Below are 12058 nucleotides of genomic sequence, written 5' to 3' on the forward strand. Positions count from 1 at the left end.
GCGCTTTGGGGTCAACTTGAACAACCGTGAGCCTCTGCTCGCTCCGGGTTACGACCTCAATGCCCTCTTGGCACTCGCAGAACAGGTCGAGGAATTGGGTTTCGATGCAGTGTTCGTGGGCGACAGCCTGTTCTCCAAGCCTCGATTCGAGGCATTGACACTCCTCGGTGCGCTCAGCCAGCGGACCTCGCGGGTGCAGCTCGGGACTTCAGCGCTCGTCGCGTCGCTGCGTGATCCTCTGTACCTCGCACTGCAATGGGCGACGCTGGACCACCTCTCGAATGGGCGAATGATCCTCGGTGCAGGTGCTGGGAATGCCGAACCCCGGGTGAAGTTGGAGTTCGCCTCGCTCGGTCTCGAATTCGGCAAGCGAATGTCCCGGCTGGAGGAGTGCCTGCACGTCCTCAAGACCATCTGGAGCTCCGGATCGGTCACCTTCCACGGCAAGCATTTCCAGTACGACGACGTGTCGTTCTACTCGGGTACCGAGCTAGCCCCTTTCACAGCGAAGCAGGGATCACCACCGATCTGGGTTGTCTCAAACCCGAACATCATGAACCCGGCGGGTGAACAACAGGTCGCCAACGCGTGCCGTCGAATCCTCACGTACGGCGATGGGTGGCTCACTTGTTGTCGAGCGGGTCACCCCGAAGAATTGGAACAGCAACTCGAGATGCTTGTACAGACGGCATCCGAGAGCGACATCAATCTCGACGAGTTCGATGTCGCCTATCAGGTCACTCTGACGTTGGCGGACACCACCGATGCTGCTCACGCAATGCAACGGGAGTACATCGACAGCTACTACCCCGAGCTCCGAGAGCACGTGAACTTGGTCGATTGGGGACCCGTCGGCTCGCCAGACGAAGTGACCGCGTGGTTTGATCGCTTTCTCGACGCTGGCGTCACCTACTTCGTGTGTCGGTTCGGTGCGATCGACCAGTTTGATCAAGTGAGTCGATTTACCCAGAGTGTGCTCCCGAAATTTCGCGGTGCGCAATCAACCGTGTCATGACCGAGGTGAAGATCGGGCACCCCCAACGGGCGCATCGTGAGGAGAGGCATGCGACTCGGCTTTGACGTTGGCGGGACCTTCACAGACTTCGTCCTGCTGACCTCGAATGGACAGTTGTTCACGGGCAAGCGCTTGACGACCTATCCGGATCCGTCCGACGCGTGCCTCGCCGGCCTCCAGGAGATCCTCTACCGCGGTGCCGCGCAATGGTCGGACCTCGAGCAGCTCATCCACGGCACGACTTGGGGTTCCAATGTCATCATCGAGCGCAAGGGAGTCGGTGTCGGCCTGGTCACGACCGCAGGCTTCCGAGACGTGCTGGCAATTGCCCGCGAGAAGCGATACTCGCTCTACGACCTCCAGATCGAGAAGCCTGAGCCCCTTGTCGGCCGATCTTCGATCTGGGAGATCCGGGAGCGAACGTTGGCGGACGGCTCCGTGGCGACGCCGTTGGATGAGCCGGCCGCGCGAGAAGTGGTGCAACAGATTCGTTCAGCCGGGATCCAGAGCCTCGCCATCTGCTTCTTGCACAGCTACCGGAACGCAACCAACGAACGACGGTTTGCCGAAATCGTGCACGACGTCGCTCCCGAGATCGCGGTGTCGCTGTCATCCGAAGTGTCGCCGCAGATCCGCGAGTACGAGCGCACGAGTACGACGGCCGTGAACGCCTATGTGATGACCGCCGTGCGCGCTTACTTGCAGAGAATGCTCGAGGAAGTCCGCGACACGGGCTACAAGGGACGGCTGTTCATCATGCAATCGAACGGTGGAATTGCCACCGCCGAGGCCATGACCCGACTTCCTGTGCGCATGATCGAGTCTGGTCCCGCCGGTGGCGCCATCGTTGCTGCGCTCTACGGCGGCCTGACCAACAACGCCGATGTCGTCGCGTTCGACATGGGGGGCACGACCGCAAAGCTGGCGATGATCAAGGACGGCGTGCCGGAGACGGTCAGCCAATTCGAGTTGCACAAGGTGGACCTCCAGGCCGGCAGCGGCATCCCGATGAGCGTGCGCTCCATCGACTTGGTCGAGATCGGTGCCGGTGGGGGCAGCATCGCCGAAGCCGGGATGGGGACGATTCAGGTCGGGCCCGAAAGCGCGGGGTCGACCCCAGGACCCGCGTGTTACGGCCGAGGCGGCGACCACGCGACCGTGACGGACGCGAACGTGGTGTTGGGTTATCTGAGTGCCGCGAACTTCGCGGGTGGCACCATGACACTGGACGCAGAAGCAGCCCACGACGCGGTCCGACGACACGTCGCGGAACCTCTCGGGATCAGCCTCGAGGAGGCCGCCTGGGGGATCCATCGCATCGCCAACCTGAACATGGAGCTCGCTGCCCGTGTCGTGTCGATCGACCGTGGGTACGATCCGCGCGATCTGGCGTTGGTGGCCACCGGTGGATGCGGACCTGCGCACGCGTGTCGAATGGCGTCAGCTCTCGGCATGCCGACGGTCATCGTGCCTGCGGCAGCTGGCGTTGCTTCAGCAATCGGCATGCTCGCCGCTGACGTGCGGTTTGACGTGTCGCGCAGCCTCGTCGGCACCCTTGCCGACACTGACCTTAAGGCATTGAACCACCTATTCACTGAACTTGAGGCCGAAGCATCCCGCACTATTCGAGAATCAGGCGCGGCAGAGAGCCCCGTCTTGGTCCGAGAGGTGGAACTCCGCTACATCGGACAAGGTTATGAGCTCTCGATCGAGGTCCCAGCTGGCGACCTCACCGAAGCTGAGATGGCGTTGCTCCGTCAGCGCTTCGAGAAGGCGTACATCGCTCGCTATGGATTCAGCAGCGGAGACCAGAGTATCGAGGCAACGACGTGGAAGGTCACCGCGTATGGACCGACTCCCGAGATCAACCTCGGTCGAATTACGCGAGGGGCTGGGTTGCCAGACGACGCTTTGCGCGAGACGCGGCCAGCGTATTTTCCCGAGTATGAGGGATACGTCGACACGCCCGCCTATTCGCACGCTGCGTTGACGTCAGGAGCGGAGATCGTTGGTCCGGCGGTAATCGAAGAACGCGAGTCCACCGCCGTGGTGCCACCTGGCTTCCGAGCGGTCGTCGATGACTTCGGCACGTTGATCATCCGAAATGAGCCGTAGCGACGAGCGCAACAGGAGGCGCACCATGGCATCCGCCTATTCGATGGCGAGCGAGGCAGCCGACACGCCGCCACCTGACGGCCGTAATCCATGCGCTATAGGCTCCGGCGCGCGATCGGTTCGGCAAGCGGCTCCGGACCTGTTGGGCATCGGTAGCGGGATCTGACGGGGACCGGAGTGCTGTAGGAATGCCCGCGACGCAACCAAAGTCACTCATCCTCGATGTCTATGCCGTGTTCGTCCGGCGACTTGGAGGTTGGATCGCCGTCGCAGACCTTGTGGTCTTGATGGCAGATCTTGGAATCGACGAGCAAGCGGCGCGGTCGGCCATTTCCCGCATGAAGCGAGCTGGCCTTCTTCGAGCCGAATCGCGGAGCGAGTCCGCCGGATACGCGCTGACCGACGAGGCATTGGACATCCTGGCCGCCGGCGATCAGCGGATCTTCAACTCCGAACGACCAGCCGACTTGATCGATGGCTGGGTGATCGCCGTGTTCTCGGTGCCCGAGAAGGAGCGAGACCAGCGGTACTCGTTGCGGTCGCGCCTCGCATGGCTCGGTTTCGGACAGGTCGAAGCCGCAGTGTGGATCGCACCACGTCGCATACTCCCCGATGTGAAGCGTGTGCTCGAAGGCAACAAGTTGGACCGCTACGTTCATCTCTTTGAGGGCGCATACTCGGCGTTTCTCGAACTGCCTGAATTTGTGTCGCGCGCATGGGACCTCGATCATCTGCGAGCGTTGTACAGCGAGTTCCTCTCGCGTCACGAGCCTGCCCTCAAACGTTGGCGAAATGACGGCAGCATGACCGATCGTGACGCCTTCATCGATGTCATGCGGCTGGTGTCAGAATGGCGTCGCTTGCCGTACATGGACCCTGGCCTTCCCCCTGAGCTGCTCCCTGAGGACTGGGAGGCCGAACGGGCGCGCCGCGTGTTCAACGAGCTCCGCGGGTTGATCGAGATGCGCGCCTTCAAGCGGGTCATGGACGTCGTCGAGGGCTGATCCGGTGGCGCGTGCTCTCAGCCCCTTTCTGACGAAAGGCCTGCCTCGCCGCGACGAGTGGCCCCACTTCCAGTTTTCGCTTCCATCGCTCCAATACCCGAGCAAGCTCAATGCTGCTACCGAGCTCCTCGATCGTGCAGTGGAGCGCGGTTGGGGGCCACGGCCCTGCCTCATCACCGATGACGAGGAATGGACGTATTCGGCGCTCCTCCAACGAGCGAACCGCCTTGCGCACGTCCTGGTCGATGACCACGGGCTCCAACCCGGCGATCGCATCGTGCTGCGGAGCTGGAACTCCCCATGGACCGTTGCATGGTGGTTTGCAGCCCTCAAGGTCGGAGGCGTGGTCGTAACTACAAGCCCGTTGCTGAAAGAAAAGGAGATCCGCGATGTTCTCGAGATGACGCAGCCAGCCATCGCCGTCTGTCACGACACCGTTAGTACCGAGCTTGAGGCCGCAAGTCCGCCGAGCATCCTTTGCTGGGGTCATGGGGGCTCGAGCGATCCGTTGCGCCGCGCCGAGCACCAGCCAGACTCGTTCTCGGACGACGATTCCGACGCCGATGACGTCTGTCTAGTGGGCTCGACTTCAGGCACGACCGGCAAGCCAAAGGCGCCGTGTCACTTCCATCGGTCCGTGCTCGCAATCGCCGACACCTTCTCGGCCGAGATCTTGCGCCCACGCTCGGATGATGTCTTCGCCGGAACACCGTCACTCGCCTTCACCTATGGGCTCGGTGCGCTCATGGTATTTCCGATGCGGGTTGGAGCAGCAAGTGTCTTGTTCGAGCGGGGTGGGCCGGATGTCCTCGCCGATGCAATCGACCGACACTCTGTGTCGGTGTGCTTCACTGCACCGAAGGCTTATCTCGACCTGGCCGACCTCGCTCGCGACCACAGCTTCTCGTCGCTTCGCATTGCAGTATCCGGCGGAGAGCACCTGCCGGCCGCGACCTCCGCGGCATTTCGCGAGGCAACCGGCGTCGCCATCACCAATGGGATCGGGAGCACCGAACTGCTGCACAACTTCATCTCCTCACCCGGCGCCGAGCTCCCACCGGGAGCTACCGGAAGAGCGATTCCCGGATTCGAGGCTCGGGTGGTCGGCGACGAGATGGTCGATGCCGCGCCCGGGGAACCGGGGCAACTTGCCGTGCGAGGGCCCACCGGCTGCCTGTACCTCCATGATGAGCGTCAGCGTGAGTACGTGCGGCGCGGCTGGAACTACACCGGGGATGTGTTCATACGTGACGAGGACGACGTGTTCTGGTACCAGGGCCGGGCAGACGACATGGTTGTTGCGTCCGGCTACAACGTGTCGCCGGTCGAGGTCGAGGAGATCCTCCTGGGGCATCCACTGGTGGCGGACTGTGGCGTGGCGAGCGCCGAGACCGCCAGTGGGACTTCGATTGTCAAGGCCTGGGTCGTCCTGGCGGAGTCACTCGATTCTGAGCCGACCGACATGCTCCGGCAGTTCGTCAAGTCCCGACTTGCGGTCTACAAGTGTCCTCGCGAGATCGAGTACGTCACGTCTCTCCCTCGAACGGCCAATGGCAAGCTCCGCCGGCGGGCATTGGGGAGGAGTGCTGCCGAGGCGTGAGCGGACCACGCGGGCCCAAACCGGCCATGAGGGGCGCCTGACGCTCGTCTAGCGATCGTCACAGAAATGCCATAATGTGGCTTCGCACGCCGCCGCAGGACAGGGGCAGACGCCACCAGACGATGAAACTGCTCGAAGCCCTCAATGTGGGCCCGGTCACATTGCCGAACCGCTTGGCCGTTCCAGCGATGGTCACACGTTTGTCGGGTGAAGACGGCCGGGTGAACGACGATGTCGTTGACCGATACGTGCGATACGCCGAAGGAAACGTTGGCCTGATCGTGGTCGAGGCCTCGTCAGTGCACGGCGGAAAGTCGGGACCGCTTCTGCGCGTGTCCGACGACGAGTTCATCCCTGGCTTGCGTCAATTGACGTCGGCGTGCCACGCGGCATCGGACTCCAAGGTCTTCCTCCAGATCATCCACTTCCTGAAGATCGCCAGGTCGGGATGGCGGGAGAAGGTGTCAGAGGTCGATGCGGAACGCCTCGAAGAGCTCCCGGAGCTTTTCACCTCCGCGGCTCTTCGCGCGCAAGAAGCTGGTTTCGACGGCGTCGAGCTCCACATGGCGCATGCGTACACACTTTCGTCGTTGCTCTCGCGTCACAACCGTCGGTCCGACAAGTACGGCCGCACGCTCGAGAACCGTCTGCGCCTTCCCTCAAAGGTTCTCAGGACCGTGCGCGCGAGGGTCGACCCGTCGTTTGGGGTCGCGGTCAGGTTCGATGCCGACGAGAGCATTCGGCGTGGGTACTCGGTGCTCGAGGCCGGCCAAATGGCGGTCCGTTTCGCCGAGCTCGGTGCTGGATACGTGTCCTTGTCTGCAGGTGGCAAGTTCGAGGACGCGGTTCATCGCGAGGGCAAGCCGCTGTATCCGTACACCGGTTACAGCGGCGATCGCTGTATGCCCGGCGACACGTATGTCGACGGTGCGAACAGTTGGATGGCTGAGGCAGTGAAGAGCACATTGCGGTCGCATGGTTGCGACACGCCCGTGCTCGCCACGGGCAAGATCGGAAGCGCGCAGCTCGCGGAGGACTTGTTGCAGCGCGGGGTATGCGACATCGTGGGGATGGCACGCGCCCTCCTTGCCGATCCATACCTTCTCAAGAAGTTCCGTGAGGGTCGTGAGGACGAGACGGTGCGCTGCATCTATTGCAACGTCTGCAAGTCACTGGACGAGAACTTCAACACGGTCGTGTGTTACTTGTGGCCGAAGGACGCGATCCAGGCTCCCCGTCCGGACGAGCAGAGTCAGGTGCCGATCCGCTGGCCTGAGAATCTCGAACCCCTCACGGCGAGCGCCGAGGCAGGACAGATTCGATTGAAGTGGACACGACCGGAGGGCCCGGCCGTCGGTTTCGACGTGCTGCGCTCCGAGGACCTCGGTCCATATGAGCGCCTCACGTCATGCACGCGAGCCTCGCAGCTCGACGATTCTGTCCTGAGGGGTCGCTCGTACCGGTATCGCGTAGTTCCCTACGATGAGAGTGGTCGTCGCGGTGTGCCATCCAACATCGTCGAGATCGAGCTTGGTCCGGATGATGCCGACGAGGCGATGGCATTGGAGGATGTAGATGTCTCGCTCTGAGCAGGCTGATCCAACGATCCGAGACGATGGTCTTCGCAAAGTGCACACGTCGTCAGGCGTCGAGATCAAGCCTGTCTACGGGCCAGGTGACGTCTCGAACCGTGTCTACGAGCGAGACAGCGGAGACCCGGGGGAGTATCCCTATCTCCGCGGGCCGTACCGTGACATGTACCGCCAAAAGTTGTGGACCATGCGGACCTACACAGGATTTGGGACGGTCCGCGAGACGAATGCTTGGCATCGACGTCTGCTCGAGCAGGAAGGCGTGCACGGGCTGTCAACGGCGTTGGATCTCCCTACGCAGATGGGTTTCGACTCTGACTACCCCGAGTGGCGTTCAGAGGTTGGCCGCGTCGGTGTAGCGATTGACTCACTTGCAGATTTCGAAGTTCTGTTCGACGGTATTCCGCTCGAAGACATCTCGTGCTCGTTCACCATCAACGCGCCCGCCTTTCTCTTCCTGGCTCTGTACGAAGCTGTCGGCGAAAAGAAGGGGATTCCTGCTGACCGCCTGCGGCCGATCGTCCAAAACGACATCCTCAAGGAGTTCTTCGCTCGAGGCGCGTGCGTCTTTCCGGTGGAACCAAGCCTGAGGATCGTGGCTGACACCTTTGCGTATTGCTCGAAGGTCATGCCCAAGGCGAACCCGATCTCCGTGTGTGGCTACCACATACGCGAATCGGGTGCGAACGCAGTGCAGGAGATGGGCTTCGCGATCTCGAACGCGATCGAATATGTGAATCGTGCAATAGAGCGCGGGATACCAGTAGACGCGTTCGCACCAAGGATTTCCTGGAACCTTGGCGCGTTCATGAATCTCTTCGAAGAAGTGGCGAAGTATCGGGCTTCACGCCGTCTCTGGGCGCGGATCATGCGCGAGCGATTCGGGGCCACCGACGAAAGGTCATGGCGTTTCTTGTGGTTCGCGGGAACGTGCGGGTCGACGTACAGCGCGCGCCAGCCATTGAACAACGTGGTTCGAGGCACCGTAGAGGCGATCGCGCTTGTGCTCGGAGGTGTGCAGAGCTTCACGGTGAATACCTGGCAAGAGGCGTATCGAATTCCCGACGAGGAAGCGATGCTGTTGGCGTTGCGGACTCAGCAGATCCTCGGGTACGAAGCGGGATTGGCGGACACTGCTGATCCGCTGGCGGGTTCGTACTACGTCGAGGCGCTGACAGACGAGTATGAGGAAAGAATCCGTGAGCTCATCGATGACATTGATGAGCGTGGTGGCATGGCTAGCTGCATCGAAAGTGGCTATGTCCAACGGCTCGTGTTGGACGAGGCCTATCGCGATCAGCGTGCCGTCGAGTCAGGCGAACGACTGATCGTCGGCGAGAACATCTTCGAAACAGACGACGCGCAGGCACCTACGTCGCTGTTCGAGTACAACGAAGGAGCGCTCGCTGAGCAGCTCGAACGGCTCGACCACGTTCGAAACTCCCGAGATGACCAGGCGGTGAAACAGTCGCTTGCTCGCCTGAAGGATGTCGCGGCCAATCCCGACGAGAACATCATGCCGGCGACCATTGAGTGCGTTCGCAACTACGCAACCGTCGGCGAGATTTTCGATGCGCTGCGAGATGTCTTTGGGGTCTATCGGGAGCCCATCGCCGCGATCTTCGGCTAACGGGAACGCTCAGAGCGCGCGCGTTGGCCGCCAGGCGCCCACGATGTCGCGGATCCGGCCAATGATCTCGCCAACGGTCGCGTAGGCCTTCACCGCCTCGATGCACGCATCCATCACGTTCTCGTTGCCGCGTACTGCCGCGGTGATGTGATCAAGGGCCGTTTTGACGGCGTCGCTGTCGCGCCGCGCCCTCAGGGTGGAGAGCGCATCACGCTGTGCTTGTTCCGTCCTGGGATCGATCTCGAAAGCCGGGAGCGCGATCGGCTCTGAAGTGAAGCGGTTCACGCCGACCACGGTCGTCTCACCGGTTTCGACGTTGCGTGCTTGGCGGTAGGCGGCCTCGTTGAGTTCGTTCTGGAACCACCCGCTGCTGATGCACGCGATGGAACCGCCGCGTTGGTCGATGCGGTCCATCACCCCGAGGACTTGCGCTGCAAGCTCGTCGGTCAACGCCTCGACCGCGTATGACCCGGCGAAGGGGTCGAGAGTCTCGGTCACACCGGTTTCAAAGCACAGGATCTGCTGGGTTCGCAGTGCCACCGTGGCTGCGTCGCTTGTCGGCGTGCCGAGCGCTTCGTCGTACGCGCAGACGTGGAGTGTCTGGACGCCACCAAGAGCGGCCGCCAAGCCTTCGACCGTGGTACGGCTGATGTTGTTCAGTGGCTGCTGCGCGGTGAGCGACGAACCCGCGGTGAACGCGAAGATACGCAACTGGCTCGACTTCGGGTCCTTGGCGCCGTAACGGTCCCGCAGAAGGTGGGCCCAGACCCGGCGCGCGGCCCGGAACTTGGCGACCTCTTCGAGGATCTCGATACCGGACGAGAGGAACGCGAAGAGACTTGGCGCGAACTGGTCGACTGACAGTCCCCGGGCAATGGCGGCATCGAGGTACGCAATGGCGTTGGCGAACGTGAAGGCGATTTCCTGCACCGCATCGGATCCGGACTCGCGGATGTGGTAGCCGGAGATGGCGAGGGGCACCCAGTTGGGTACTTCCCGGGCGCAGTATTCGATCACGTCGACGGCCAAGCTCAGGGACGGTTCGGGCTCGAAGATCTGAGTGCCGCGAGCGATGAACTCTTTGAGGACATCGTTCTGGATGAACAGACCGAACTCGTTCGGGTCGACACCACGTTGCTCGGCGAGCGCGACGAACATGGCGGCCCACAGGTAGCCAATGGAATTTGCCGTCGTGCGAACTTGGGAGATCTGCTCGAGCGGAATGTCACGCATGAGGATCTCGATGTCGGCGAGACTGTCGATCGCCACACCGACCTTGCCGACCTCGCCCAGGGCCAAGTGGTCATCGGAGTCCAGGCCAAGCTGTGTGGGAAGGTCGAGAGCCACCGAGAACCCGGTCTGGCCCGCGTCGAGCAGCTCACGGAAGCGCTGGTTGGTGTCGGCGGCAGAACCGAAGCCGGCGTACTGCCCCATGATCCAGGGTCCCGGCTGGTCGGTGACCCCGCGGGTGAACGGGAACTGGCCGGGCCGTTCGGCTCCTTCCGGGGCGTAATCGGCCCGAAGGGTCATCGGTTCACCCTTTCGGCCTCGAGGTCCAGACGAAGCTGCTTTTTCGAGATCTTGCCCGTGGCCTGAAGCGGGAACGCATCGACCTGCCGAATGTCCTTCGGCTTCTTGTAGGCGGAGAGTCGCTGGCGACAGTGGGCGAGCACCGACTCCACGGCGACGTGCTCACCGTCCCGAACGGAGTAGAGCGCAACGATGCGCTGGCCCCATTCCGCGTCCTGAACGCCAACAACAGCGACCTCGGCGATGCCTGGCAGCTCAGCGATGACGTCTTCGACCTCGCGGGGATAGACGTTGTAGCCCCCGGAGATGATCATGTCGCCCTTGCGGTCTACGAGGTACACCCGTCCGGCCGAATCGAGCTTGCCGAGGTCGCCCGTGTGGAGCCATCCATCGACCACGGACTTGGCCGCGGATTCATCCGCGATACCCCAGTAGCCGGACATCGTGTGGTCACCACGGGTGATGAGCTCGCCGACCTCTCCAGGGGGGACCGTGGAACCGTGCTCGTCGACGATGCGAACCTCGACGCCAGCGCACGGAAAACCAGCCGACGTGAGCAGCTCAGGATGCGACGTGATGCCCAGCGCGTGATCGTCCGCCGAGAGCACCGTCACGGGCGGGATCGCCTCGACCAACCCGTACATTTGGATGAGGTTCGAAGTGATCCGTTCGAAGCTTTCGCGGATCTGCTCCGATGGCATCGGCGAGCCTGCATAGACCAGGCGTTGCAGGCGTGATGTATCCAACGCGTTCAAGTCGTCGTGCATCAAGAGTCGCGCCACCATCGTGGGTACGAGCACTGTCCCCGTCACCCCACGGTGGTTGACCGCCTCGAACAGGTCGTCGGGATCGAAGGTTGGGAGAATGAGTTGGCGGGCACCCATCAGGAAGTGTGGAAGCACGAAGAGGCCGCTGGCGTGGGTGATGGGACCGGCATGGCACCAGACATCGGCCGGCGTCGGCGTCATGATGTCAGTGAGGATGTTGTAGAGGCTCGCGATGCGATTCTGATGGGTCCGAGTCGCACCCTTGGGCTTTCCGGTGGTGCCGGACGAGTAGTTGAGTGAGATGAGCGTGTCCGGCGCAATGTCGTCTGTGAGATGGGGTTCGGAATCCGCAAGGAACCGGTCGTAGGGAATGCCGTCTCCATCGCCGATCACGATCGTGTGGTCCACGACATCCCGCAGTTCCTGAATCCTGTCTGCGAACTCGGCGCGATGAATGAGGGCTTTGGCGTCGCAGTCGCGTGCGATGCGACACCAGTCGCTTGGGCTCAGGCGATAGTTCAAGGCGACTCGGACGAGCCCAGCCGAGGAGATGCCGAAGTCGGTCTCGACGTAGGCGATCCCGTTCGATTGGAGATCAAGGACGCGGTCGCCCGGCGCCAATCCCAGGTTGAGCAGGCCACGACCGAGGCGCCGCGAGCGGTCGGCGACCTCGACAAAGGACAGCTGTCGCCCTGGTTCTTCGAGGGCGATGCCGGTGCCATGCCGCTGCGCTGCCCGCGCCACGAGAGTGCCGAGGTTCATGCCTCTCCTGATCTACTGAACGTGTGACGGTCGCCACAATAAC

At 62.4% G+C, this 12058-nt stretch carries 8 protein-coding genes; 6 read left to right on the top strand and 2 right to left on the bottom strand.

Annotated elements, in window-relative coordinates; all coding sequences use genetic code 11:
• The first annotated feature begins 16 nt into the window (after positions 1–16).
• The 6 genes from WEE69_05800 to WEE69_05825 all read left to right on the top strand — a co-directional run bounded on the left by WEE69_05800 (position 17) and on the right by WEE69_05825 (position 8956).
• On the top strand, positions 17–1015 hold the full coding sequence (locus tag WEE69_05800) for an LLM class flavin-dependent oxidoreductase (GenBank protein ID MEX1144801.1): 999 nt from the start codon (positions 17–19) through the stop codon (positions 1013–1015).
• 48 nt (positions 1016–1063) lie between these two features.
• On the top strand, positions 1064–3130 hold the full coding sequence (locus WEE69_05805) for a hydantoinase/oxoprolinase family protein (protein MEX1144802.1): 2067 nt from the start codon (positions 1064–1066) through the stop codon (positions 3128–3130).
• A gap of 188 nt (positions 3131–3318) precedes the next feature.
• Positions 3319–4134 carry a PaaX family transcriptional regulator C-terminal domain-containing protein gene (locus WEE69_05810; GenBank protein MEX1144803.1) on the top strand — a complete coding sequence of 272 codons (816 nt, stop codon included), beginning with the start codon at positions 3319–3321 and terminating at the stop codon, positions 4132–4134.
• Between the two features lie 4 nt (positions 4135–4138).
• Entirely contained in the window at positions 4139–5734 is a 1596-nt protein-coding gene (locus WEE69_05815; protein ID MEX1144804.1) for an AMP-binding protein, read from the top strand.
• 122 nt (positions 5735–5856) lie between these two features.
• The gene (locus WEE69_05820) at positions 5857–7323 is read left to right on the top strand and encodes an NADH:flavin oxidoreductase (protein ID MEX1144805.1); all 1467 of its coding nucleotides are present in this window, start codon (positions 5857–5859) and stop codon (positions 7321–7323) included.
• A complete protein-coding gene (locus WEE69_05825; protein MEX1144806.1) occupies positions 7310–8956 on the top strand; it encodes a methylmalonyl-CoA mutase family protein in 1647 nt (548 codons plus the stop codon). Before WEE69_05820 ends, WEE69_05825 begins: the two co-directional genes overlap by 14 nt.
• 9 nt (positions 8957–8965) lie before the next feature.
• Here WEE69_05825 and WEE69_05830 read toward each other — a convergent pair whose 3' ends face one another.
• Both WEE69_05830 and WEE69_05835 read right to left on the bottom strand, forming a co-directional pair.
• Complete coding sequence (locus tag WEE69_05830; GenBank protein MEX1144807.1) at positions 8966–10486, bottom strand: methylmalonyl-CoA mutase family protein; 1521 nt, start codon at positions 10484–10486, stop codon at positions 8966–8968.
• The gene (locus tag WEE69_05835) at positions 10483–12015 is read right to left on the bottom strand and encodes an AMP-binding protein (GenBank protein MEX1144808.1); all 1533 of its coding nucleotides are present in this window, start codon (positions 12013–12015) and stop codon (positions 10483–10485) included. Before WEE69_05835 ends, WEE69_05830 begins: the two co-directional genes overlap by 4 nt.
• Positions 12016–12058 lie beyond the last annotated feature (43 nt).

This window comes from Acidimicrobiia bacterium (assembly GCA_040881685.1).
Taxonomy (GTDB): Bacteria; Actinomycetota; Acidimicrobiia; order IMCC26256; family PALSA-555; genus SHVJ01.

Coding starts and splice junctions, on each gene's coding strand:
- WEE69_05805 (MEX1144802.1), top strand. CDS start 1,064: ATGCGACTCGGCTTTGACGTTGGCGGGACCTTCACAGACTTCGTCCTG.
- WEE69_05820 (MEX1144805.1), top strand. CDS start 5,857: ATGAAACTGCTCGAAGCCCTCAATGTGGGCCCGGTCACATTGCCGAAC.
- WEE69_05825 (MEX1144806.1), top strand. CDS start 7,310: ATGTCTCGCTCTGAGCAGGCTGATCCAACGATCCGAGACGATGGTCTT.
- WEE69_05810 (MEX1144803.1), top strand. CDS start 3,319: ATGCCCGCGACGCAACCAAAGTCACTCATCCTCGATGTCTATGCCGTG.
- WEE69_05835 (MEX1144808.1), bottom strand. CDS start 12,015: ATGAACCTCGGCACTCTCGTGGCGCGGGCAGCGCAGCGGCATGGCACC.
- WEE69_05830 (MEX1144807.1), bottom strand. CDS start 10,486: ATGACCCTTCGGGCCGATTACGCCCCGGAAGGAGCCGAACGGCCCGGC.